Source organism: Hyphococcus formosus (assembly GCF_046736345.1).
GTDB lineage: Bacteria > Pseudomonadota > Alphaproteobacteria > Caulobacterales > Parvularculaceae > Hyphococcus > Hyphococcus formosus.
Genome location: NZ_CP157210.1, coordinates 694,942 through 719,660 on the forward strand (window position 1 = coordinate 694,942; position 24,719 = coordinate 719,660).

The window sequence follows — 24,719 nt, forward strand, 5'->3', positions numbered from 1 at the left end:
CTCGAAATTTCAATTAGCTCTTCGCGAGGCAGTCTATTCCCAAGGGCTCAAACGGTGAAATAACGCCGTCATGGCCAGTTTCGTCGTGTGAGGGACCGGCAGACGGCCGGATTCGTAGTTGATGATGGTATTGCGATGCACATTCAGCGCCTTTGCGGCTTCCTGCTTGCTCTTGAAGCCCATCGTGTCAAACCAGCGTTTAAAGAGAATAGGGTCGTCTTTCGGGTCGTTGTTCATCGTTCTTTGGTCAACCAGTAATATATGAGTGTAGATTTAAATATTACTTGTTTTGATTTACTTTTGAATTCAACTCCTTTGTATGCGGTATCTTTTTGCTCAATGGGGCAGCGGGCGATCAATTAAAAAATTGTCCTCTGAAAAGCTCCCAAAAAATGTGCTAAGTGGTTGATATGATTTATGTGGTATTATAATGCCACATAAATAATAGCCTGTTTTCAATGAATTTATCGGAAGGGTGTTGACCTAACCGGTATCTGAGGGTACCTGCCACGCTTCCAAAGCGGGATGTGCCCTTTATCGGGCGGTGCCCGCGTGAGAATTCAGGATAGAGACATGAAAACCTACGCCATGAAACCGGCGGAAGCGGAAGCCCAGAAAAACTGGATCTTGATTGATGCAGAGGGCCTTGTGGTTGGTCGCCTTGCATCGGTGATCGCAACCCGCCTTCGCGGTAAACACAAACCCGCCTATACGCCGCATGTTGATTGTGGCGACAATGTTATTGTTGTGAATGCGGACAAAGTCGTCTTCACCGGTAACAAATGGAAAAACAAGAAGTTCTTCTGGCACACCGGTTATCCGGGCGGCATCAAAGAACGCACAATGGAAAAGCTCCGTGATGGTGCATATCCTGAGCGCATTCTTATGAAAGCCGTTGAGCGCATGATGCCAAAAGACTCTCCGCTTGCCCGCAAGCAGATGACACATTTGCGCATTTTCACTGGTGCTGAGCATCCGCATGAAGCGCAATCACCTGTTAAGCTGGATGTTGCTGCAATGAATTCTAAAAACCAGAGAGACGTCTAGACCATGAGCATGACATCCCTTGAAGATCTGAAAGACGTTGCTACTGAAGCTGGTGCGGTTGAAGCGCCAGAAGAAACCACGCTACGTGAGCCAAAAATTGATGAGCTTGGCCGTTCTTACGCAACAGGTAAGCGTAAAACTGCTGTCGCTCGGGTCTGGATCAAGCCAGGCGCTGGCAAAATCACTGTGAACGGTAAAGACCAGACAGAATATTTCGGTCGTGCGGTTCTGCAGATGATTATCAAACAGCCATTGGTTGCTGTTGAGCGTGAAACCCAGTTTGACGTCGTTTGCACCGTTTCTGGTTCTGGTCCTTCAGGACAAGCTGGTGCGGTTCGCCACGGTATCGCTAAGGCGCTCACTCACTACGAACCAGCGCTTCGCTCGGTTCTGAAAAAAGGTGGCTTCCTGACCCGCGATAGCCGCGTTGTTGAACGGAAGAAATACGGCCGTAAAAAAGCCCGTCGTTCATTCCAGTTTTCCAAACGTTAATTTGCGTTTGGGCTGCTTGTGGGGGATTATTCAATCCTCCCACATATACGAGTTTCCAAAAGCGCCGCCCTTCGGGGCGGCGTTTTTCTTATATAAATACAATGCGTTATAGCCGTTATTTAAGGCTAAAAATCTTTTTCCCAGTTCGCCGAAATGGTCTGGTCACCATCCTGTTCGAGCTCTGTTTCGATGGTGATATTGTCTGTGACCTCATATTTAACCCGAACTGAGCCATTGCCGCCATCGGTGTTTTGGGTTGCCGAAATGAACACCCCGTCGGCAACATATTTCCCTGCGGTGAGTGATCCGCCGCCTTGCTCGGGGTCGATATCCACATTGAGAAGGTCTAGCCCCACAGATTGGCGCAGTTTGCCCGTTAGGCCTACGCCGCCGAATGGCCCGATACCGCCGAGCGAGGCGAGAGCCTCAGCAGTTTGAATAGATTCAAAAGCCGAAAGGTTCTGTGCCGGTTTGCCGAACAAGATGAGCGACATGACGTCTTCGGAAGGCAGGGACGGCGTCGATTCTAGCGCAATGTTCGGTTCGGTCGCACGGCCAGAAATCACGATGGCGGCGGTTACGCCGTCGCTCGTATCAAGTTCTGCGCGAATATCGAGTAGCGGATTGTTGCGGCTGATCCGGTCAAAGACGATTTGCCCACGCGTTAAGTTAAATCTGCGGCCAGAAAAATCGAGCCAGCCTCGGCGCAAGTCCAATTCGCCCAAGATCAATGGTTCACCGCGATCACTGTTCGCAGTTACGTCCGCAGACCATTCGCTTTCAAGGCCGCGACCGCGAATGAAAATCCGGTCGTCTGCATTGATCGAAACATTATATTCAAGGCCAGAATCTGATTTTGGTGCCAATGGCTCAGGTTCACCATTTTCGTCATTATACGCAATAACCTCGATATCAACAAGGCCGGTACTCTCGGGCGTAACAATCTCGGCATCGAGTTCGGTTATGTCGATATTGCCTTTTGCCACTAACTTAGCGAGTGGCCCGGTGATCTTGATTTTGCCGTTGGCAAGAACCTTGTTTACCGGCTCGGCCGATAGTTCTGCGCCGTCTGCCGTTAGGTTAAAGTCGAGATTGGAGTTCTCGCCCAGGCTAAACGTGCCGTTGAAAGAGATCGTATCGGCACCAGATTGTTCCGCCCCATGTCCGCCACCGGTGATGGTCAGTGTGCTTTGTGGCCCAGTGTAATCCGCTTCGGCTTCCATACGGATACCAGCGAGAGAGAACCCGGTTTCAATCTCTGTATAGGCACCATTGGTGAGCGCCGCACGCCCCGAAATTTGAGGATTTTCGGTGTCACCGCCGATTGTAAAGGTCGTTGATAATGAACCCTCTATTGTCTGAAGTGTCGGCGGCAAATAGGCGGCGATGGCTTGAATGTCGCCATCATAAGTGATTTTGCCTGAGATCTCGCCGGTCGTGTCCACAGTGACAGACGGCTTGCGGATTAACTTCGCCGGTAATCGGATATCCATATCCAGACGTTCGTCGGATTTGTCGTCCAATATCTGTATGTGGGTGCCGTCCCAAACGATATTGCCCGCAATAGAGGCTTCTTCTTCGGTGAGGAGCAATGAGCGCAAGCGAAAATCGCTTCGCGCTGGGATGTCGTTGTCCGTGTCTAGCGCCAGCGTCATTGATACCCGTCCATCGGCATTCGGAATGTTGACCTGATCGAGCGCCAAATCGGCGCGCCAACGGGTCTGTTCAAGAATACCGTCAAGAGCGATGCTTCCTTTTGCACCATAGGCGAGGCGTAGATTCTGAATTTCGGTTTTTTCATTGAGGGTAATGACTGTCGGCGCGGTTAGCCGTGCATCGGTCGCAAAAACGAGGGCGCTAAAATCATTTAGGCTTATCGTTATGTCATCGCGCGCGTCGATTTGTGCTTTCGCAGCGATATTCTCGATGGGCTCCATTGAGGGCAGTGAGAGACGATCCGCATTCAACGATACCGATATCGCACCGGGCGGTCCTTCAGCGTTTAATGAAAGACCAGTTGACCTAATGTCATTATAGGCGATCTCTGTGGCCGTAATCGCCAGATCATTCAGCGCCTCATCGCGCGATAGAACACCGTCAATCGTGACGTCGCCAGACAGGTTGATACCCGGCCATGGCGTTGCGTCTGGCTCTCCGTCATAAGCGAGGTCTAGGATTATGGTGCGCCGAGCGCTATCCAAGTTTGCGCTGCCGCCGAGATTAAATCCGCGCCCGGCATATAAGATGGTCGGAAAGCGCATGCTCCCGTCGTTAGACGTTCGTACGCTCAGATCGAGCTTTCGCGGTCCGCCGTCAGTCGCGCGTGCGGTAATATCGCCATTGGGATAATTGGGTAGACCGGCAAGGCCGGCAGTAATGGTAAGTGCCGGAACCACACCGTTATCGGTCGTCAGTTTGGGCGATACGATATCCGCATTCACGGTCATTCTATCGAAGGTTCCGTTGACTTCCATCGATCCGGAAATGTCACCGGCGGCATTTATGCCGCTAGAAAATAACGCAAGATATTTTGGCGTAATATCAATGTCACCATCGGCTTCGATAGTGTTGGTATTCAGATTGATAAGGCCATCTGCGGTGATCGATGAACCGTCTCCGGTTTCGGCGCGAAGTTGTGTGAACCGGATCTCGTTTTCTAAATCCGCATTGATTGCGGCATTGGCGGTTAATCCGTTTGCAAGGGCTTGCGTAAACTCGGAATTGCGATTGAGCGATAGCGAGACATTCCCGGTAAAGTTCTTGCTTAGGTCAGATTCGCCATCAGCAATCTCTATAGTTCCGCGCGATCCTGAAATCGTCGCTATCAGGCCGTAGTCATTTCGCCGCCAATCGAGGACTGAGACTAGGTTGATCGATTGACCCAGCAAGGCCTGTATTTCTGTACGATAGTCAGAGGCGAAGGCGACGGTGATATTCGAGGAAACTTCGTCGACAATACCGTCAGGGGCGTTCCAGGCAATCTGACCATCCACATTACCAACCGCAGACGATAGACGTTTTAGCGCCAGCGAACCGCCATCAGAACGCGCATCATACCGGCCAGTGAAATCAATAGGCGATGATAGTTCTGTGGTCTCAACGAGACGGCTTCCCGGTACAAAATAAAGTATGATATCCCCGCCAGAAAATCGGGTGAAATCCGATCGGAAAGTGGCGTCGATCTCTCCATAATTGCCGGCGACAGATGCGACTTCGATTGTTGCATCGCTCAAGGGGCTGTCACCCTTGGCTGCAAATTGTAATGGGGCTTCTAATCCGGCGAGGGTAGCGATGACGCCGCCGGGTTCCGCGCTAACAGTCGTGTCGATATAGAGCCGATCATTACGAGGCGATTTTTGAAACGCGATATCAGCATGGTCTTTGCCGCCATCGCTCGTAATGGTGAGGCGTATATCAATATCGGCACCATCCAGATGGATCGCCCCTGTACCGTCGATACGTTGTTTCGAGCCGTTGAAATTCGCGTTTATATCGGTCAATTGAATTGAGGCAATATCGATTTTAGGAAGATCACTGATGGTTTTAAGCTGCCGTGCATCTTCGTCATCAGTATCGTCGCCCGCTGGCGGTTCTCGCAGCAGATATACACCCGTCAATGAAAGATCTTTGACCGAAACCCGCTTACGCAATAGCGCCAGAGGGTTCCACCGAATTTCGAGTTCCTCTGCCAAAAGCCAATCACCTTCGGCATCAGAGAGCACAACATCGGTGACGATGATATGATTGGGCAAAGTGCCTTTGATTTGGCCGATGTCGGATTGGCTGTTGAGGGCTTTGCTCAATTGGGCTTCGGCGAATTCAGATAAAATTGCGCGCCCGGGCCCCGTATTCGGAAATACATAAATTGCCGTCAGTAAAAGACCAACGAGCAAGGCGAGAATAACAAAGCCAATAAAGGCGATTTTTTTGGGGTGCATTGTCATTAGAACGGCTGCCCCAACGCAATATAGATTTGGAAATCGCTGTCGCTTTCGCGCTTATCGATCGGAAATGCGATATCGGCGCGGATTGGGCCAATGGGCGTATAATAGCGCACGCCCGCACCATAACCGAAAAAGAATTCATCATTGAAGCTCGGCACCGCATTAGTCGAAACTGAACCCGTATCGATGAAGGCTGCGAATTGTAGGTTCTTTATGGTTTTGACCCGTGCTTCGAATGCGCCATCAATTCGGGACCGTCCACCAATCGGGTTGAGGTCTTCATCAAGGGGACCGGCTTCCTGATAGCCATAGCCGCGTACAGAACCAGCGCCGCCCGCATAAAAGCGCTTATTGAGGGGGAGGGCATCGAAAGAATTTGCAAAGGTTGCCGCCAGTCCGGTCCGTGCTGCCAAGGTAACGACATCATTCTTTCCGAAGTTCACCCGCCCCCGCGCTGTTATCTCTGATTGCGTGAAATTTTCTGAACCTGCGTAGGGCGTGACTGTCCAGCTAGCGCGAAATCCTTTTTTGGGATCGAGTAAATCATCTTCGGAATTCCATAATACGCTTAGCGGTGTCGATACGAAATAGGTGCGGTCTTCGCTATCGTCGGAGCGGACATTAGACGTTTCCAATTTGAGCGCGCCGCGCGTTTCAAGCCGACCGTCCAGCCATTTTTTCGAAAGCCCGCCAAGAATTTCGAAGGTCCGTGCATCATACGCGTCTGTAGTCTCATTCAAAAAGGCGGAACTGGCAAAAGCCCGGGCACCGAAGTGCGGTAAAGGTCTTGAGATCGATACATTGACCGATTGCTCAATCTGCGAGCCGGTCAATTCCGTAGTTAAATTTTCGCCATGACCGAATATGTTGCGATGTTCGAAAAACAATCTGCCGCCGGGGCCTTCGGTCGTAGAATAGGAAACACCTGCACCTATCGTACGGCTTTTGCGTTCTTCGACGTCCACAAGAATAGGTGTCAATCCGTCTTCGCCGATTTGTCCGGGTTCGACCTCGACCGTTGCGAAAAGCCCGGTTTCACGAAGGCGGTCATAATAATTCGCCATTTTCGCGCGTTCGAATTCCTCGCCAGTCTCCCACGTTTTCATTCGTGCAAGGAATGAGTTGTCCGTTTTTTTGGTCCCGCTAATAACTGGCTCGCCAAAACTGGCTTTTCGACCACTATTAAAAACAAAAATGGCAGAGGCTTCTGCGGTTTCAAAATTTGCAATCGCTCGGCGGTTTACGATCTCGGCAGTCGGATAGCCATTATTCCACAAATAAGTCAGGAACGTTTCTTGTTGATTGCGCAGCGTCGCACCATCGGCGGCACCGGTCGGCGTTATGTTCGCATCGGCCAGCGTATCGGGACGGTCCGTGCCGTCATCTTGAAAGATGATGTTATAATCAGTAACGCGAAAGGCCGGGCCGGGCGAAATCGAATAAATCACCAGAGGCTTCTGGCCATCTTCTGCGGGGATGAGTTCGAAGCTCGCCTGCGCATCGTAATAACCGGCGGACTGGAGGGCGTTGTTGAAAGCGTCGATGTCGCGTCTCGCCGCGCGTCTCAATGCGGCGGCGGTCGGGTATTCGCGCGTCCCTTTCATGAGCTCGGAAATGATCGAAAGTTTCGCCCCTACGCTGTTGGGTGCACCCTCGATTTTAGCGCTATAGCTTTCGGCGGCATGACCATGGCTTGCGGCCGCTAGTAAAAGCGCCGACGAAATGGTTGAAATTACAATGCTTTGCCGTTTTCTACGCAACTTTCTCTCGCTCGACTGCCGCACCAGGCGATCACTTTTGTTTTCTTGCTGGACACGCTTTGCGGCAGCCTGTCACGGCATGGTTAATCTAGTGCTGCCAAGTGGCAGATTTAAGGCCAAAATCGTAGCAATCCCAGTGATTTATTTTTCGCTTTTTGCGACGGATTCTGGCGATTGCGTGCAGACTGCGCTATGCCCCTGATTTGATTGAACAGGGTAAAGGTCGAGAGGTTCCATGGCGCATCCGTTAAGCGGCGCAAATCTTGGTACGCTGGCAACTGTAATCGGGCGATCGGGAATGCCGAGCAACCTGATTGACAGTTTGGCAATCGGCGGCGCGGCGATTGGTCGATGGCCAATTTCAACCGCTGAAAAATTGATTATGGAAAGCCGGATCCCATCACTCGATGAGATGCCACCTCCGGTATTCATTCTTGGGCATTGGAGATCCGGTACGACCCATCTTTACAATGTGATGTGCCAAAGCGGAGAATGGGGCTACGTGCCGCCGGTGGCGACGGGGCTGCCGTGGGATCTGTTTGGTATCGCAAAAGCGTTTCAGCCCATGCTCGAAAAAGCACTGCCGGAACATCGTTATATCGATAATATTCCGGTGACCCCGACCAGTCCGCAAGAAGATGAAATTGCCATTGCGAACATGTCTGACGTGTCGTTTTATCACGGCATTTATTTTCCGCGCGCATTCAAGGAAAACGTCGAACGCGGCCTGTTTTTCGAGGGGTGCTCAAACGCAGAAATTCGCGGTTGGCGTAAACAGTTTTCTTATTTCCTCCGAAAACTTTACCTCCATCAGGAGCGACGCCCGCTATTAATCAAGAACCCGGTCTATACGGGCCGATTTGCGATGCTGCGCGAGATGTTCCCGACGGCCAAGTTTATTCACATTCATCGTAATCCGTATGACGTTTTTGTCTCTATGCGGAATTTTTATAAAAAATTGTTTAAAGAACTCGCGCTGCAAAGCTACGATCATGTGGATATCGATGAGACGATATTGAGCGTGTATGACCGCGTTATGCGCGCCTACGAAAAAGATGCGGAGGAAGTCTCCGAGGAACAGTTGGTCGAGCTACGCTATGACGAACTGGATACAGCGCCAATTGATTCGATCGAAAAGATCTATAATGCGCTCGATTTGCCGGGATTTTCAGCGGCCAAACCGCACTTTGAGAACTATCTTGCATCCGTCTCGACCTTCAAGAAGAATGATTTCGGATATTCCGATGAGGCAGCTGCCAAAGTAGAGGCGCGTCTGGGCTATTTCATCGAAAAATGGGGATATGAACGGCCGGGACCGAAGGCCGATTGATGATAGGGGCGCGTCATGAATCAGGTGAAAAACTCGCTTATCGCTGGATTTTGCCTGAGTTTGGCGGCCTGTAGTGGTCCGGACATCGAAGCCCCGCAATTCGCACTAGATCAATGTTATCGATTACCGCTCGTTGACGCCTCAACCGGCAAGGCCGTGTTAGGTGCCGAGGATCTTGTGTGGGATCAGGCCCATAACCGTATATTCATCGCTGCTTATGATCGGCGCGCTACGGAAAAGGCGGCGAAGAAGAAAACGGATGATCATCCGCCGAGCGGCGGTATTTATGCGATCGGTTTAGGTCAGTTATTTGAGCCAGTTGGCGACGCTTTGAAATTGACGCCGCTCGCGTTGCCGCATGAATTTTCCGGCGGGTTGCGCCCCCATGGCATGACTTATGATGCGGCGAATAGAGAACTGATTTTCATCAACCGAACTTATGCGAAAGACGGACGCAAATGGCGCATGACGCCAAAGCTGCAACGTCTTGGTGCGAATGGCGAGGTGTTTGTCGGCGTTGCGTCCGAAGCGCCTTGTTCAGCAAACAATGTTGTCGCCGCTGACGGAGAGATATTTACATCGTTCGATCATGCGTCATGTGGTTGGCAGGGCGGGATAGAAAACCTTTTCAATCTCGCAAGTAGCGGTATCGCCAATGGTACTGAACATGTTTTTAAAAAAGCACGGTTTGCTAACGGAATAGCGGTGACGGATACGGGCGACGTCGCGCTGGCCGCAACGCGCGAACAAGCGCTTTTATTGCTGTCGCGGACCGAAAACGGCACTATATCCGAGGCCGGACGCATTGAGGTTCCGGGTGGTCCGGATAACCTTTCGATAGCGTCCGATGGCGGCATCGTCGCGGCGCTTCATCCGAACATGTTCAAACTTGCTTTGAACAGAAAGCTTGGATTAGGCCGCGCGCCTTCACGCATTGTTAAAGCGGACCCGGATACGGGGAATGTCGCAATATTGTTTGATGATCCTGATGGTTCGAAATATAGCGCCGCGACCGTGGCAATCAGCCTGCCGCAAGGATTGGTGCTTGGTTCGGTGACCGATTCGGGATTGCTAATATGCCGTGAGGGCGCGTGACAGAATTTACATTAGTTACAGGTGGCGCGGGCTTCGTCGGTAAAGTGCTGGTCGCCATGCTGCGCGAAAATGGCGAGCGTGTACGAAGCTTTGATCTCGCGCCCCCCAGTCATCCAGATGATATTCAAGGATCAATTCTCGAGCCGAGCGATCTCGCTAATGCCTTGGACAGCGTATCAAGTGTCTTTCATCTAGCAGGTAATGCACAGCTTTGGGCGCGCGACCGAAAAATCTTTGATCAGGTCAATCATCAGGGTACGCAGAACGTTATTGCTGCGGTAAAAAACGCGGGTAACGTGAAGCTTGTTCATTGCTCCAGCTTGACCACATTGGTAGGGCGGGAAACCCCAATCGGGCGATCTACAGCTAATGAAGAACAGCGATTAGAGGCCAATTCAATGCTCGGCGCATATCCGCGCTCGAAGCTATTGGCTGAACGGGCTATCGAAGGGGCGGTCGCTGACGGGGTTGATGCCGTCATTGCTATTCCCACAGAGCCTATTGGTGCTGGTGATATTGGGCTGACCCCACCGACCCGGATGATTCTGGATTTTGCGAATGGTCAGACCCCGGCCTATATTGATTGTGTATTGAATTTTGTACCGCTAAATAGCCTTGCAGAAGGCTTGATCGCGGTTCGCGATCGCGGCAGACGTGGTCAGCGTTACATTCTCGGTGGCGCAAATACACTGATGGGTGAATTGCTGCAATTGATCGAGGCCATTACCGGACGCGACATGCCAAAAACCAAACTGCCATATGCCGTTGCTTTGGCCGCCGGTGCCATTGATACCGGCATTGTATCGCAGGTTACGGGAAAGCCGCCCAAAGCACCCCTAACAGGGGTTCGTCTGGCAGGGCGTCAGGTCTCATTTTCGAGCGAGAAGGCGGCCAAGGAACTCGGGTGGCGGGCTGCTGGGCTGGAACCCGCATTGCGAGAAACCTTGGATTGGATGCGGGACGAGGGACTGCTAAAACCGGTTTAATTGTGCTTCTTGTTCGTTAAAAATACGAGCGGAGGTCATTATGCGTTATCTGGGTTTGCCTGATACTTTCGCCCATTGGGTCGATGAAAATCAGTTCATGGCGTTGCGAGAGCAACTTGACCAAGACGGCTATGCGGTCATTGAAAACGTTCTTGATAAAGAGCAAATCAATACGATCAAGGGCGCGCTATCCCCTTACCTAAACCAGAACATCAGAGGGCGCAACGAGTTCGAGGGGCGCGACTCAAACCGGGTCTATGCCATGCTGGCGAAATCACCGGTCTTTGCCGAACTGGTAACCCATCCGCTGGCAATGGCATTTGTCGAAGCTGATTTAGGTACGGATTGCCTGTTATCGGCGTGCCTTGCAATCAACCTTCATCCGGGAGAAACAGCACAGCCTTGGCATTTTGATGACGCTCACTGCACGATCCCGCGGCCGCGCCAATCGCTGGGCGTGAGTAGCTTTTGGGCGATTACGGATACGACCGAAGATAATGGTGCCACAGAGATCATTCCCGGCAGTCATCTGTGGGGGGATGAACCAGTGAATGGCGCGTTAGAAGACACGGATTTTGATAAAACCGGTCGGCGAGAGGGCGATCCCGGTGCGCGTGAAGACGCGAAAAAAGTGATCATGCCAGCCGGTTCGTTGATGATTGCAAAGGGCACTTTATGGCACCGGGGCGGCGCGAATAATTCCGACGCGCCGCGGTTATTGATCACCCCGCAATATTGCGCCGGATATATGCGCCAACTTGAGAATATGCTTTTGGCCGTTCCGGCGGACATTGCGAAAACCCTGCCGAAACGTGCGCAGGAACTTCTAGGTTATTCAATTTGTTCGCCTTTTATGGGCTATGTGGATGGTCGGCACCCGGCTCGATTGTTAAGCTAAACATCGCGCGAACGACTGGCCTTTGTTTCGCCCATGCAATTGGACAAAAATGTACCTATATTAAAAGGATAGGTAACGATGGAGGCTGTAACGTGAAGTTCAACAAAATCATTGCCGCAATCGCTCTTGAAGATGACCTGGCGGAAGGTGTCATTAAAGCGGCCTATAGTCTTGCGGAAAAAGATGGCGCGACCCTTGAGGTCTTAAGTGCGTGGCCATTGCTCACTTCTGCAATGCCGGTGACATCAGGGGACGTGGCGGCAAACTCAACAGTTGTTTCCGAAGCAATCGTTGAGCAGAACCGTGCAGCGCGACGCGAAAGTCTGGACAAACTCACCGAAATGCAAAAACGGCTTGCGCCTTCGGCAAGTTGTCAAATCCTTGATGGTGAACCGGCAGATGCGATTGCCGAATATGCCGAAGAGCAGGGCACGGATTTAATTGTTACCGGATCGCATCAACGCAATTTCTGGAGTTCTTTATTTCAGGGAAGTGCGTCGCGCGATTTGATCCGTGAAGCGCCATGCGCGGTTTTTCTCGTCACAAAAGCCTACGCAGAAAAGCACTAGTAGCTTCTGCCTTTCCATTGTCCGCCTTCGCCGCGCCAGTGTCGTAATGCGGAGGAAAACGTCATCGCTGCATATAACCCGGCAGCAACGGGAAGCAAAACGGCCTCCCATGGCGCGCGACCATAAAGCCGTAAAGTTGGCCAATAGGTGTATGCCATCAACGCACAGGCAATGCCGGAGAAGATAAGCGCGAACAAATTCCAGTGATAAAACGCGGATAATAAAATCAATGGAGCCGCCAAATAAACGAGAATCATACCCAGCACGGTGCCGAATAGAAACACGGGGGAATAGGCAAGCTGCGCATAGGCCGTGCGTGCCACCATATTCCAGATAGAGCTTAGTGACCGATTATCCCTCAGGCTGACGGCTTCATCAGACGCCAGACCCAGCCAAATTTTTGTAAATGGTGAAAGGTCCTTGATCGCCTTTGCGAAGGTGCAATCATCAATCAACGCATCACGGATTTTTCCCATGCCGCCGATCGCCGTGACCGCGTCTTTCCGCGCAAGCATGCACCCACCAGCAGCCGCTGCTAAATTATCATCCGGATCGTTTGCGCGCGGGAATGGATAAAGCTTTTGAAAAAAGTAGATAAACGCAGGGATAAGAAAGCTTGCCCATGGCCCTCGTGCGTCTAGCCGCGCCATGAGGGAGGTAAGGGCCAAATTCTCATTCTCTGCTTTAGCGACAAGCCGAGAGACGGTATCAGGCGCAAGCTGGATATCGGCGTCGGTCAGTAAGACGTATTTCGCGTTCGGCGAGGCCAATTCGCTGTGCTGGATCGCATTTTCAACCGCCCATAATTTGCCGGTCCAACCTTCCGGCACTGGGGGAATGTCGAGCACCTCATGGGCACCGCTTGCGCGGGCAAGCTCTGCGGTTCCGTCGTCGGAGTTGTCATTCGCGACGATCAGCGTGAAATCACCGGGATAGTCGTTTTTGATGTGGGCCTCGACTACGGCACCAATTGTCTCGGCTTCGTTGCGCGCAGGGATGATTGCAACCACGGCGGGCCATTCTTCCGGCGCTGGCGAATCGGTTAGCCGCTCTGAGGCGCGCCAGAAATTCCCCTGTAAAAGCGTGAGCCCGAGCCAGGCAATGCCGGCAAAAAGTGCTATAATCGTCAACATAATGGTATAGGCTTTACGCGTCTGTGGCCTTTGCGCCAAGCCCTGTGGGGAAAGCGCATTGAGACAATAGTTTGCCTTGGATTGCGCGGGAAAATCCGTAAGGTGCGGACCATGACGACACAAGCAGAATCATCTTCCGCTGATAGCGATTTGGCGCAACCGCTCGCTGAAACCCCGTCCGGGAAAGGCGCGAAGGACGAGAATTTTCCCGTCGGCTCGTTTCTGCTGCCAAAACACCTTCGGCCGCATGTTGCGACCTATTACAATTTTGCTCGTGCGATTGATGATATCGCGGATAACCCGGCCCTGAGCGGTGCCGAAAAAATTGAGCGGCTCCGGGCGTTTGACGCGGCGCTTAAAGGGGAGCCGGGTTACGGACCAGAATTCGCAAAAGCGCACGCCCTGCGCGAAAGTATGGCCGCAACCGAAGTTACAACAAAACATGGCTCCGATCTCGTCGCCGCATTCGTGCAGGATGCGCGACAAAACCGATATGACACCTGGGATGATCTCGTCGGCTATTGCCTGCTTTCCGCTTGCCCGGTTGGCCGGTACCTACTTGATCTGCACGGTGAGGATCAGAATACATATCGCTATTCCGACGCCCTATGCATTGTCTTACAAGTCGTCAATCACCTACAGGATTGTGGCGATGATCGCCGCGAACTCGACCGCGTTTATATTCTGGGTGACTGGCTCCGCGAAGAGGGCGGAGCGATCAGCGATATTGATCGTCCTTCCGTATCGCCGGCCTTACGCCGCGTGATGGATCGCATGCTCGATAGTTGCGAAGCGCTGATGGTCGATGCGCGGAAATTGCCGCAGGCGATAAAGTCAAAGCATCTCGCAATGGAATCAGCAATTATTGTGCGTCTCGCTGATCGATTGATTACGCTGTTACGCAATGGTGACCCCTTGGCGACGCGCGTTGCCTTGAAGAAAACCGATTTTGCCTCTGCCGCAATTCGTGGTGCGGTGTCCGGGTTTTTATCTGCGGGAAAAGGCGTCGATCCATGACAACCGCAATTACGCTCGAAGAAGCGCGCAGGCATACCTATGAAACTGTGAAACGGTCGCGGACTTCCTTCGGTCCGGGAATGCGTATCCTCTCAAAGCAGCGACGTGAAGCGATGTATGCGGTTTATGCGTTTTGCCGTGAAGTTGATGATATTGCCGATGAAGAGGGCGATCTTGGTGAAAAACGCGTGGCGCTGGCGGCGTGGCGCGCGGAAATCGACCGGCTCTATAATGGCACCCCAGAATTTCCGACCGGCATTGCGCTACTTGAACATGTCCGCGCTTTCGATCTGCCTAAAGAGGAATTTCTTTTGGTGATCGAAGGTATGGAGATGGACGCTGCCGGACCAATTGTTGCACCAACGATGGAAGAGCTATTCGCCTATACGCGGCGCGCAGCGGGGGCGGTCGGTCAGCTTTCCATGCCTATTTTCGGGGCACCTCGTAACGAAATTGCAGATAATTTTTCGATCTCTCTGGGGGATGCATTGCAGCTCACAAATATTCTTCGAGACATTGAAGAAGATGCCGCGGAAGGACGAATTTATTTACCGCGGGAGTTATTGGAAAAGCATGACTGCCCTTTGACGCCGGATCAAATCGCGGACGCAAAGGGGTTACCGTTGGTGCGCGAAGAAATGGCCCATCTGGCGCGCGGTAAGTTCGCGGCGGCGCGAAAGGCGCTGCGATCACTTGATTGGCGCATTTTAAAGCCCGCTCTTTTGATGATGGGCGTTTATGAGCGGTACCTCGATAAAATGACGGCGCGGGGGTGGGCAAATGGTCAGCCACGCATTGAGATGACAAAGGCCGAAAAACTATCGATTGCGGCGCGGTGGCTTTTTTCACCGAAATTAGTGGACAATAATCAACAATGAGCCGTGTACATATTATTGGTGCCGGGCTGTCTGGGCTTGCGGCGGCTGTTCGCCTTATCGAAAACGATGTCAAAGTCACCGTCTATGATAGTGCGGGCCGCGCCGGCGGCAGGTGCCGTACATTCTTTGACAAGCATCTCGAAAGAGAGATCGATAATGGCAATCACCTGATTATGTCAGGGAATAAATCATCATTGTCATACCTTGATCGTATTGGTTCGGTCGATCCGCTAACCGGGCCGAAATTCGCAATCTATCCATTTGTAGACGTAAAGACGAAACAGCGCTGGAATGTTCGCCTGAACGAGGGACCGATACCCTTTTGGGTCTTTGACGAAAAGTGGCGGGTGCCGAACACAAAGATCATTGATTATCTGCGTGCGGCGAAGATCGCTTTTGCCAATGATGAGAAAACAGTCGCCGATATGGTCGACCCGAAAAGCCCATTATATGAGCGCTTTTGGGAGCCATTGACGCTTGCTGTATTGAATACCACCCCAGAAAAAGGTCAGGCAAAGTTATTATGGCGTGTGATCCGCGAGACATTCTTGCTTGGCGGTCAAGCGTCGGTGCCGCTAACGGCGAAGACCGGGCTTGGCCATGCCTTTATTGATCCCGCAGTAAAATTTATCGAGCAGCATGGCGGTATTGTGCGGCTGGGTGCGCGCTTGAGAAGCGCGTGGATGGAAGGTGGCGCGGTTACCAGTCTCAACTTTTCTGATGAGACCGTAACGCTTGAAGAAGGCGATAAAGTAATTTTTGCAATTCCGCCGTCTCGGTTGAAACAGCTACTACCAGACATAGACCCGCCGGGGGATGATGCGAGTATTTTGAATATTCATTACCGTTTTGGCAGGCCTGTTCCAAAAACAACGCTGGGCGACGGGCCGTTTCTCGGCATGGTGTCGAGTGCGGCGCAATGGACCTTTGTCCGCGATGATGTGATTTCGATCACCACCTCAGCGTCGGATGCATTGGGTACGGATGACATGCCCAATGATCAGGTCGTATCACAGATCTGGGGCGAAGTGTGTATTGCGCTTGATCTTGGCGATAGCGAATATGAGCGTGTAAGGGTCATTCGTGAAAAACGCGCAACGCCGGATCAATCACCCGCGGGCGTGAAAAAACGCCTCGCGCCGGAAACCGCTTATCGCAATTTGTTCCTCGCGGGCGATCATACCGATACGGACGTGCCCGCAACGATCGAAGGCTCTATTCGGTCGGGCGACCGTGCGGCCGAATTAGTCATGCGCACACAAGGGTAAGATGTGAGCTTTATTGGCGTCATCTGTGGGCTGAAGTCGGAAGCGCAAACCGTTGAGCGGGCTGTTGCGTCGAACAAGCTGCGTATTGGCATTTCAGGGGCGAATGCTGCCCGCGCGGAAGAATGCGCGAGTTCGTTTTGTGACGAAGGAGCGGCGGCGATTATCTCTGTCGGCGTTTCCGGCGGGTTGGACCCTGCTTTAGAACCGGGTCAATTGATTGTCGGTGACAAGACAATTGCCGGTGACGGATCAATCTATGCGAGCGACCACGCATTGCTTGAAGCGGCGAAAGCGAGCTTGCGCGATGCGGGCCACGAGGAACCATTAGTTTCGTCGCTATATGGCTCGGATGAAATCATCGATAGCGCCCAGAAGAAACAAGCATTGCGCACACAGTTTGGAACAGTCGCCGTGGACATGGAAAGCCATGGTGCGGCGAGGGCAGCAGCGCGGAAGGGCGTTCCTTTTATTGCGCTTAGGGCAATCGCGGACCCGGCTGATCGGGCCTTGCCTGCGGCGGCGTTAAATGCGGTTGCGCCAGATGGGTCGACCCGCATCATCGCGACACTCGGCGCGGCAATGCGGGACCCAAAACAATTCCCTGCACTGATGAAATTAGGAGCGGACAGCGCCGCCGCGACGAAGGCCTTACGCCGCGACCTCGGCCCGCTCTTTCTTGGCTTTTTTCTCAGCCTCAATCTTTGACATCTCGGCTTCGACAAGCTGTTCGTGAACATCGACAGCCGGACGAGCATTTGAAAGATCAATTTCCGGTGCCATTGGGCCCTCGGTTTTGATTTTGAACATGTTCGGGATTTTGAACATCTTGAACGGGTTCTTCACTGCGTCCATGGCTGCTGTGGGCTCATAGCCGCAATGCGCCATACAGTTCGCGCATTTTTCATATTTGCCCGTTCCATATTGATCCCACTCCGTTGTTTCCATCAATTCCTTGAACGATGAAACATAGCCTTCGCCAAGCAGGTAACATGGCTTTTGCCAGCCAAAGACATTGCGTGTTGGCGAACCCCACGGGGTGCATTCATAGGTCTGGTTGCCTGCGAGGAAGTCGAGGAACAAGGATGAGTGCGATAGATTCCAAAGACGGCCGCGCTCTTTTCCGATTTTGAAGATATCGCGGAACAATTGCTTGGTTTTTTCACGCGACAAGAAGTGATCTTTGTCTTCAGCGCGCTCATAAGCATAGCCCGGCGAGATTGAAATATTCACGCCAAGATCGGTCGCAAAATCCAGATAATCCGCAACCTGTTTTGCAGTCATGTTGTCAAAGATCGTTGCGTTGACATTGACCTGAAAACCGCGCTCTTGCGCCGCTTTGATCGCTTTGACAGCAATTTTGAACGTGCCTTTCTGATCAACCGCATGGTCATGCTCTTCTTCGAGACCATCAAGGTGGACCGAGAAAAAGAGGAAAGGTGACGGCTTAAACAGGTCAAGTTTCTTTTCTAAAAGCAAAGCATTGGTGCAAAGCGAAACGAATTTTTTGCGCGCAACAATGCCTTCGACAATTTCGCCGATTTCTTTGTGGATCAGTGGCTCACCACCGGGGATAGCCACAACGGGTGCACCGCATTCGTCAACCGCATCCAGACATTCCTTTACAGACAGGCGCTTGTTGAGGATTGGTGCAGGGTAATCGATCTTGCCGCAACCGGGGCAGGCGAGGTTGCACCGGAACAATGGCTCAAGGAACAGAACGAGCGGATATTTCTTACGTCCTGTCAGCGTTTGCTTCATGACATAGGCACCGATGCGAAGTTGCTGGTGGAGCGATACTGACATTTTTATTCTCCGGACGATTCTGAGTGTATTTCGTGATTTAGGATTACCGATCAGGCGTTGCTGACGGCCCAGGCTTCCATTGCGTCTTTCGGGCGAGGTACATCTGCCAATTCCTTCGGCAGTTTGAAGTGTACGTTTTCCTCAACGCCATCAAGTGTTTCAACCGTGACATTGCGGTAATTTTTGAGGCGCGAAATTGTTTCCTGAACCAATGTTTCTGGTGCAGACGCGCCAGCGGTCAGGCCAACGGTTTTAACGCCTTCAAGCCATGCCGGATCGAACATGGAGGCATTTTCGATCAGATAGCTTGGGATACCGAAATTCTCGCCGATCTCACGCAGGCGGTTCGAATTCGAACTATTGTGCGCACCAACCACAAGCAAGAGGTCGACCTGTTTCGCCATGGCGATAACAGCGGTCTGGCGGTTTTGAGTCGCGTAGCAAATATCGCGCGTATCAGGCCCGACGATATCGGGGAAACGAACGCGCAATGCGGCGATTACGTCTTTTGTGTCATTCACCGAAAGCGTCGTCTGCGTGACGAAGGCAACGCGGTTCGGATCAGCGACGTTGAGGTCAGCGACATCTTCAGGTTCGGAAATAACATGCACCGTACCCGGAATTTGACCGAGTGTACCTTCAACTTCCGGATGGCCGATATGACCAATCAATACGATGTCATATCCTTTTTCCGCGTAGCGGCGACCTTCTTTATGGACTTTCGTAACGAGTGGGCAGGTGGCATCAATCACATCAAGCTCACGGACGAGCGCACCGTCTTCAACTTTGCGCGCAACCCCATGGGCCGAGAAAACCGTGACTGCGCCCGTTGGGATTTCGTCGATCTCTTCGACAAAAATTGCACCGCGCGCGCGCAATGTTTCGACCACATATTTATTGTGGACGATTTCATGCCGCACATAGACAGGTGCGCCGAATTTCTCCAGCGCCCGTTCTACGATGTCGATCGCCCGTTCTACGCCCGCACAGAACCCGCGCGGTTGGGCAAGAACCACTTTAATTTCTTCGTTCATTGACGTCATTACCACTCGCCCCCGCAGCCATACCAATTTTGGATCGGCAGATTTCGTTAATTACTTGAATGCTTTATTTCACGCAGCGGCCTTTCCAGCAACCACCTAAATCTGCATTCCTGAAGACATATATCGCGTGTTGCACTGCGGCGCAAAAGAAGCTCGCCCAAGGTAACGCAGAATTCATCGAACGTTGCCAAAGGGGCACGGGTCTATAACCCGCTTGGCGGCCAATCTTTGCTGGTGTAGCCTTCTTGTGGGGAATAGCTAAGTGGCTGGGGGGAATTGTGTTTACACGGTTTTCAGGCGGAGAAAGCGGCGGGTGGCCGCTATCAAAGGTTGTGGGCGTGCTGGAAGACCAGTTCGGCGCGCTTGACCTATTGGGCGAAGACGGGCCGCTAAAGGTCTATGGTATCCAAGAAAATGGGGTCAATTTCGTTGTTGCCTTGATGCAATCGGAGGCTGGTTCCGGCCTTGTCGAGGAATATGGTTTCCTCGCGCGATTTGTAGGCTTCAGCGTAACCGAGCAACTACTCGATAGCCTCAATCGAAATCTGCATGTCAGTATGGTCGCGATAGAAGCGGGCGATCTGTTTTTAATGGCGAGTATGCGCGCAAGCGGAAAATTCGACCCCGGCCAATTTAAAGTTCACCTTGAAAGCTGGCGTCGTGATTTGATGATGACGCTTTATGAGTTGTCCGATGCTTATCCATCAATGGCGGTGGCCTTTCCTGCTGCAAAGCTCGAATCAGCGCGCGACTTTGCGGTCAATGTTGCACCGGCCCCGACTGAAGATCGGCCCGTGGACCTTTTGGCAAGTTACCTCGGGGCGAGAAGCAAAAAAGCCATATGCCTTGAATGCAATGGACGGGGTAAGCGCGGCTTTATCGCCAGCACCTGCCGCAACTGTGACGGAACCGGATTGACGAATACACGTCATTAGCCTTGAGGCTTTGGGGCGGTCAGGCTAACAAGCCTCCAAAATTCGCAAGCGGCAAGGGCATAACATGACGGCGTTCTCAGAGACTATCAAAGAAACGGCAACACTGGTCGAGACGGCGCTTGACGAATTCCTGCCGCAACGGGATGGCCCGCTGGGCCGTGTGGTCGACGCCATGCGCTGGGGCGCGCTTGATGGCGGCAAAAGGCTGCGTCCGTTTTTGGCGATTGCGGCGGCGGATATGTTTGACACGCCGCGCGAACGATCAATCCGCGTCGGGTGCGCGGTGGAAATGATCCATTGCTATAGCCTCATCCATGATGATTTGCCGGCGATGGATGATAGTGACCTGCGCCGCGGGCGGCCTTCGGTTCACAAAAAGTTCGATGATGCGACCGCGATCCTTGCGGGGGATGCGTTACTGACCCAGGCATTTGAAATTCTTGCGGAAGCAGACACGCATCCAGACGGGAATATTCGCTGCGCGATTGCGCTCGAACTAGCGCGTGCGTCCGGAAAAATCGGCATGGTGGGTGGTCAGATGATCGATATCTATGCTGAGCAAAAGGATTTTGACCTTGAGGGCGTGACCGAACTTCAGCGCTTAAAAACCGGCGCGCTTATCCGGTTCTCAGCTGTGGGCGGGGGCATTGTTGGCGGTGCCAGCGAGGGTGAAGTTGCCGCCCTAAGCGCCTACGCAGAAGATCTCGGTCTCGCCTTTCAGATCGTCGATGATATTCTTGATGCGACCGCAGACGCAGAAACCCTTGGCAAGCCCGCGGGGCAGGACGCCGAGATGGACAAAGCGACTTTCATCAAACTGATGGGTATGGATGGCGCAAAAGCCAAGGCCGCTGAGTTAGTCGATCGGTGCAAAGCACATCTTGACCGTTTTGGCGCGCCAGCAGAGCCGCTCAAAGGTGCAGCCGATTTCGTCTTTGAACGGAAAAGCTAAATTGTATTGCAGTAGAATACGCGCTCGACAGGTCGCTTAAGCCGCTTCACTTTCGAGGCGGCCAAGCAATTCATCCACGCCATTGGTCGCGACGAAAGACGAAAATTCCTCTCGTTTGACCAGCATGATCGAGACACCGGAAACGATGATGTCGATGGCTTTGCGATCGCCAGAGCGCAATTTGCGAACGCGCCAGTCAACCATAATCGGTGAGCCTTCCTTGCGGTCGAATTTCGTACGTACGATCACGTCACGCGCACCCAGTTCTTTGGCTTCGACAACCTCTAACGGTTTACCGACAATTTCCTGAAACTGTTCGGCATAAAGCTTTGTAATATATTGCGGGAAGATTTCGTCATATCGAGAGAGCTGATCGTCGCTCATGGATTTGCGCGTATCGCCGAGCATGAACTTGCCAATAATATCGAGCGCCATGCCGTCCGCCAGGACACCACGAAAGGCTTCGAGCTTTTCGTCTTCGCTTTTTGTTTCGTCGGTCAGGACTGCGGTCGCGTTCGCCGTCAGGTTTTTAGCGAAATCAACCGCACCATCGACGGCACTAACTTCCACTTCCGCAGGGGGCTGGGTTTCCTGCGCAATTGCTGGTGACACAGCAGATGCGGCAAGCAGTGCGGCGAAAACGCGAACACGGGACATGAACATAGTCGGAACCTCAGAATTGTAACCGGCGAGACTTCGCCTCAGGCAAGTTTGATCAATATGGGACGATTATGGCTGAAATCCAGCACCAAAACGCCAAAGATGCGGCCCGAAATGAAAGTTTTGTTATCCGTCAGTGGGTTAAGGCCCGTTTGGAGACCAAAAACGACGCCAAACATTGCGCGAGGGCAACTACTCCGCCGCCCGAGCCAATCGCCTGTTGGTTTGGCGTTCCTCCAACTGAAACGCTGCGGGAAGCACAATAAGAGTGCAGACAAGCGTAAACGCGATTGCAATCGATAATAGCTCGCCCATGGATGCGGTGCCGCGATGGGGCGAGAGCATCAAGCTTCCGAATGACGCAACGGTAGTGAGCGCCGAGAAGAAAACCGCACGGGGGGTCGAGGTTCCATATACGCCTTCACCCGCCTTGACCTGTTGGTTGCGCAAGACAAGGTGAATGCTGCTATCGACCCCAATCCCAATCAAGAGCGGCAGAACGATCACATTTGCGTAATTGAATGGAATATTCAGGAGAACACCAGTTGCCGACGTTAAGACGGCCGCGAGTGCCAGTGGGAAGAGCATCAAAATCACAGTGCTGATTTTCCGTACGAGCAACCAGAGGAAAACCGAAATCACCGCGAACGCAATGCCAGTTGCTTGCAACATCGCCGCGGAGATTGTCTCGCCGGCCTTGCGCGCCTGAAAGGCACCGCCAGCAAGTTCAGGGACAACCGCTTCGACGTCTTTGACGAATTCATCAAGTGCGCGAAAATCGCGGACGTCATTTTTCGGCAAAATGTCGATGCGCCATTTTCCGCCTTTGCTGAGGTAGCGCTCGCGCAGGGCCGTAGGCAGTGTGTCGATGTCGATGTAATCGGCATTCATCTGGGTACGAAGCTGCGTAATTAATCGCGGCCAGAACGCGAATACATTCGCCTCAAGTAAATCCTCCCGGCCGTTCAAATCCGCTAATGCTGCCGACAGACGCGCACCTGACCCTTCGCTATAGGCTGCATCTAACCGTTGCCGCAGGGTTTCAATACCGCTGGCCGCATCGGGGCCGGCGACCGAGCCCGGTTCCGCATCAAGCGCAAAAACGAGCGTGCCAGCACCGAAATCAATAAGCTCTAGCTTTTCGTCCTGCTCGTCCGGGACGAAGTCAGGTAACAGCCTGACCGCATCGACGGTTTCGAGCTTTGTGATCTCTTTGGCCATTGCTTCGGCTTCGGCCTGTGTCGAGGTAAGACTGCTCAGCCGGTAGGGGACGGTTTCCGGGTTTTCAAATAGCAGGTTGAACCCTTGTACCGATTGCGAATTTGGATTGCGCAGGGCCATTTGGTCGGCGTCAAACCGGACCTGGGGCATTAAGAAGAGAGCGAAAAAGCCGAGTGCAATGGTGGCCAAAGCGACAGGGCCGGAGATCTTGCTGATCGCGTCGAAAATACTGCGGATATTGCCGGTCGGTTTTCGTTTTGGTTGCCCTTTGAATAGAGCGAGCGCGGCTGGGGCAAAGGTAACGGTGACGAGAAATGCAATGATAACCCCTGCACCCGCAATGATGCCCAATTGCGCGATGCCATCAAATTTGGTCGGCACAAAAGAAAGGAATGCAATGGCTGTCGTCGGCCCGGCAAGGGCAAGGGCAGGACCGACTTCGTGGATTGTTCGCCTAAGAGAAGATTGGTTTTCTCGTCCCGCCGCCCGATGTTCCTGAATATGCAATAGCAGGTGAATCGAAAAATCGAGACCAAGGCCAACAAGCAAAACTGTGAAGGCAACAGAGACTAAATTTAATTCGCCAACGAATGCGGCGGCAAAAGCGGAGGTAAAAACAAGGGTAATTACCAATCCGATAAGGGTAAGGGCAGCCATCGCAATCGAGCGGTAACACAGCAACAAAAGCAAGCTGACGAGTATCAAAGAGAGCAGCATCGAAAGGCCGATCCCCGTGGTAACCGCCTCTAGCTCTTCAAGCCGAAGAGCAGGGTCGCCCGTTATGTAGGTATCGACGCGGCCGCCATATTTTTCACCCAATGCTAATGTTTCTGCACGGAGGACATTGATCGCCGCTTTGGCAGGCTGAAGGCGCGTATAATCGAGCGCCGGGGTGGCGTAAACGAGGCGCGTATAGGTTTCACCTTCGCGCTGACCGGCGTCGAGTGCGCCCATCCATGAAAAAGGCCGCCGTTCTTGATTGGCGCTGGCTTCGACTACCTCAGCAAGCTCGGCATAAAGCTGTTCAAGGGTTTCCTTGCCGAGGTCAGAGCGTTCGGCGAGCGCGTCGTTTTCCGCCAGGGTTGTGAAAAGCGTCCCGATCGTGGGGCTTTTGATCAGGGTTTCTATCAGCCCCGAAGCCTTGGACATTTGGGTTAGCCGCGCTTCAAGCTCGGCTTGGTCTAGATATAGAAGGCCATTTTCCCGGAAAAACGGCTCCTGAGCAGGTGCAAAAACTGCGGTGAAGTCTTCCTCGCGCTCTAACAGGCGCGACCGCAAATCGGTGGCAAAAGCGTCCGCCTCGTCCAATGTTGGCGCGTTAATCACGACGATAACGTCGTCTTTTAGCTGCGGAAATGCCTCGCGCAGCTCTGCGGCCCGTTGCTGAAACGGTAGGTCCGGATCAAGCATCGCGCTGGTGTCGGTGTTCACTTTAAGGTGCGTTGCCGCGTAATAACCGGCAAAACAGGCAGCCACGACGATAAGCGCCGCTAAAACGACCCCCATTCGGCGCGCCGTTTCGGCCCACGCCGCCAAAGATTTCTCAATTACTTTTAACATCCGCCTATGTGAATGCCCTTTGTTTTTATTAACTATAGGCTGCTTCGTAGTTTGAGGGAATGACAGAGCGATTACGAAATCAGACAAGCCTGCCTCACTTGCGGGGAATTGCAGGCTTCGCTACTGCT

Annotated in this window: 21 protein-coding genes; 13 read left to right on the forward strand and 8 right to left on the reverse strand. The window is 52.7% G+C overall.

Translation table 11 applies throughout. From position 1 onward, the window contains the following. Nucleotides 1–33 precede the first annotated feature (33 nt). Nucleotides 34–237 (reverse strand): NUMOD1 domain-containing DNA-binding protein, encoded by a 204-nt coding sequence (locus ABFZ83_RS03180; RefSeq protein WP_411817984.1) that lies wholly within the window; start codon nucleotides 235–237, stop codon nucleotides 34–36. Between the two features lie 336 nt (nucleotides 238–573). Between ABFZ83_RS03180 and rplM the strand changes: the two genes are divergently transcribed. Then, nucleotides 574–1,047, forward strand: a complete 474-nt coding sequence (gene rplM, locus ABFZ83_RS03185) for a 50S ribosomal protein L13 (RefSeq protein WP_411817985.1) — start codon at nucleotides 574–576, stop codon at nucleotides 1,045–1,047. 9 nt (nucleotides 1,048–1,056) lie between these two features. Next, the gene (gene rpsI / locus ABFZ83_RS03190; RefSeq protein WP_411818798.1) at nucleotides 1,057–1,539 is read left to right on the forward strand and encodes a 30S ribosomal protein S9; all 483 of its coding nucleotides are present in this window, start codon (nucleotides 1,057–1,059) and stop codon (nucleotides 1,537–1,539) included. Nucleotides 1,540–1,664: 125 nt separating this feature from the next. Here the strand turns inward: rpsI and ABFZ83_RS03195 are convergent, their stop codons facing one another. Both ABFZ83_RS03195 and ABFZ83_RS03200 read right to left on the reverse strand, forming a co-directional pair. Next, nucleotides 1,665–5,483, reverse strand: coding sequence for a translocation/assembly module TamB domain-containing protein (locus ABFZ83_RS03195; protein WP_411817986.1), 3,819 nt, complete (start codon nucleotides 5,481–5,483; stop codon nucleotides 1,665–1,667). Then, nucleotides 5,483–7,243 (reverse strand): autotransporter assembly complex protein TamA, encoded by a 1,761-nt coding sequence (locus ABFZ83_RS03200; RefSeq protein ID WP_411817987.1) that lies wholly within the window; start codon nucleotides 7,241–7,243, stop codon nucleotides 5,483–5,485. Before ABFZ83_RS03200 ends, ABFZ83_RS03195 begins: the two co-directional genes overlap by 1 nt. Before the next feature lie 235 nt (nucleotides 7,244–7,478). On the opposite strand from ABFZ83_RS03200, the gene ABFZ83_RS03205 reads away from it, so the two are divergent. From ABFZ83_RS03205 to ABFZ83_RS03225, 5 genes are all read left to right on the forward strand, one after another. Continuing rightward, a complete protein-coding gene (locus ABFZ83_RS03205; protein ID WP_411817988.1) occupies nucleotides 7,479–8,573 on the forward strand; it encodes a sulfotransferase family protein in 1,095 nt (364 codons plus the stop codon). 15 nt (nucleotides 8,574–8,588) lie between these two features. After that, a complete protein-coding gene (locus ABFZ83_RS03210; protein ID WP_411817989.1) occupies nucleotides 8,589–9,668 on the forward strand; it encodes a hypothetical protein in 1,080 nt (359 codons plus the stop codon). Next, a complete protein-coding gene (locus tag ABFZ83_RS03215) occupies nucleotides 9,665–10,654 on the forward strand; it encodes an NAD-dependent epimerase/dehydratase family protein (protein ID WP_411817990.1) in 990 nt (329 codons plus the stop codon). The genes ABFZ83_RS03210 and ABFZ83_RS03215 overlap by 4 nt, the downstream gene beginning before the upstream one ends. Before the next feature lie 40 nt (nucleotides 10,655–10,694). Next, nucleotides 10,695–11,552: a phytanoyl-CoA dioxygenase family protein gene (locus ABFZ83_RS03220; protein ID WP_411817991.1), complete on the forward strand. Its 858-nt coding sequence runs from the start codon at nucleotides 10,695–10,697 to the stop codon at nucleotides 11,550–11,552. A gap of 92 nt (nucleotides 11,553–11,644) precedes the next feature. Beyond that, nucleotides 11,645–12,121 carry a universal stress protein gene (locus tag ABFZ83_RS03225; RefSeq protein WP_411817992.1) on the forward strand — a complete coding sequence of 159 codons (477 nt, stop codon included), beginning with the start codon at nucleotides 11,645–11,647 and terminating at the stop codon, nucleotides 12,119–12,121. On the opposite strand, the gene ABFZ83_RS03230 is transcribed toward ABFZ83_RS03225, so the two are convergent. After that, the gene (locus tag ABFZ83_RS03230; protein ID WP_411817993.1) at nucleotides 12,118–13,254 is read right to left on the reverse strand and encodes a glycosyltransferase; all 1,137 of its coding nucleotides are present in this window, start codon (nucleotides 13,252–13,254) and stop codon (nucleotides 12,118–12,120) included. The two genes, ABFZ83_RS03225 and ABFZ83_RS03230, sit on opposite strands and share 4 nt — an antisense overlap. A gap of 111 nt (nucleotides 13,255–13,365) precedes the next feature. Here ABFZ83_RS03230 and hpnC point away from each other — a divergent pair, with 111 nt between their 5' ends. The 4 genes from hpnC to ABFZ83_RS03250 are packed head-to-tail and all read left to right on the forward strand — an operon-like array spanning nucleotide 13,366 to nucleotide 17,122. After that, nucleotides 13,366–14,271 carry a squalene synthase HpnC gene (hpnC, locus tag ABFZ83_RS03235; RefSeq protein WP_411817994.1) on the forward strand — a complete coding sequence of 302 codons (906 nt, stop codon included), beginning with the start codon at nucleotides 13,366–13,368 and terminating at the stop codon, nucleotides 14,269–14,271. Further along, nucleotides 14,268–15,149 (forward strand): presqualene diphosphate synthase HpnD, encoded by an 882-nt coding sequence (gene hpnD, locus ABFZ83_RS03240; RefSeq protein ID WP_411817995.1) that lies wholly within the window; start codon nucleotides 14,268–14,270, stop codon nucleotides 15,147–15,149. Before hpnC ends, hpnD begins: the two co-directional genes overlap by 4 nt. After that, nucleotides 15,146–16,417, forward strand: coding sequence for a hydroxysqualene dehydroxylase HpnE (gene hpnE, locus ABFZ83_RS03245; RefSeq protein ID WP_411817996.1), 1,272 nt, complete (start codon nucleotides 15,146–15,148; stop codon nucleotides 16,415–16,417). Before hpnD ends, hpnE begins: the two co-directional genes overlap by 4 nt. Before the next feature lie 3 nt (nucleotides 16,418–16,420). After that, entirely contained in the window at nucleotides 16,421–17,122 is a 702-nt protein-coding gene (locus ABFZ83_RS03250) for a hypothetical protein (protein ID WP_411817997.1), read from the forward strand. On the opposite strand, the gene hpnH is transcribed toward ABFZ83_RS03250, so the two are convergent. Further along, nucleotides 17,066–18,220, reverse strand: a complete 1,155-nt coding sequence (hpnH, locus tag ABFZ83_RS03255; protein ID WP_411817998.1) for an adenosyl-hopene transferase HpnH — start codon at nucleotides 18,218–18,220, stop codon at nucleotides 17,066–17,068. The genes ABFZ83_RS03250 and hpnH overlap by 57 nt on opposite strands. 50 nt (nucleotides 18,221–18,270) lie before the next feature. After that, entirely contained in the window at nucleotides 18,271–19,263 is a 993-nt protein-coding gene (ispH, locus tag ABFZ83_RS03260) for a 4-hydroxy-3-methylbut-2-enyl diphosphate reductase (RefSeq protein WP_411817999.1), read from the reverse strand. A 278-nt stretch (nucleotides 19,264–19,541) separates the two neighbouring features. On the opposite strand from ispH, the gene ABFZ83_RS03265 reads away from it, so the two are divergent. Next, nucleotides 19,542–20,198: a hypothetical protein gene (locus ABFZ83_RS03265; protein WP_411818000.1), complete on the forward strand. Its 657-nt coding sequence runs from the start codon at nucleotides 19,542–19,544 to the stop codon at nucleotides 20,196–20,198. 64 nt (nucleotides 20,199–20,262) lie between these two features. Beyond that, a complete protein-coding gene (locus ABFZ83_RS03270; protein WP_411818001.1) occupies nucleotides 20,263–21,150 on the forward strand; it encodes a polyprenyl synthetase family protein in 888 nt (295 codons plus the stop codon). 36 nt (nucleotides 21,151–21,186) lie between these two features. On the opposite strand, the gene ABFZ83_RS03275 is transcribed toward ABFZ83_RS03270, so the two are convergent. Beyond that, nucleotides 21,187–21,807 (reverse strand): phospholipid-binding protein MlaC, encoded by a 621-nt coding sequence (locus tag ABFZ83_RS03275; protein WP_411818002.1) that lies wholly within the window; start codon nucleotides 21,805–21,807, stop codon nucleotides 21,187–21,189. 195 nt (nucleotides 21,808–22,002) lie between these two features. Continuing rightward, nucleotides 22,003–24,591 (reverse strand): MMPL family transporter, encoded by a 2,589-nt coding sequence (locus tag ABFZ83_RS03280; protein WP_411818003.1) that lies wholly within the window; start codon nucleotides 24,589–24,591, stop codon nucleotides 22,003–22,005. Between the last annotated feature and the right edge of the window lie 128 nt (nucleotides 24,592–24,719).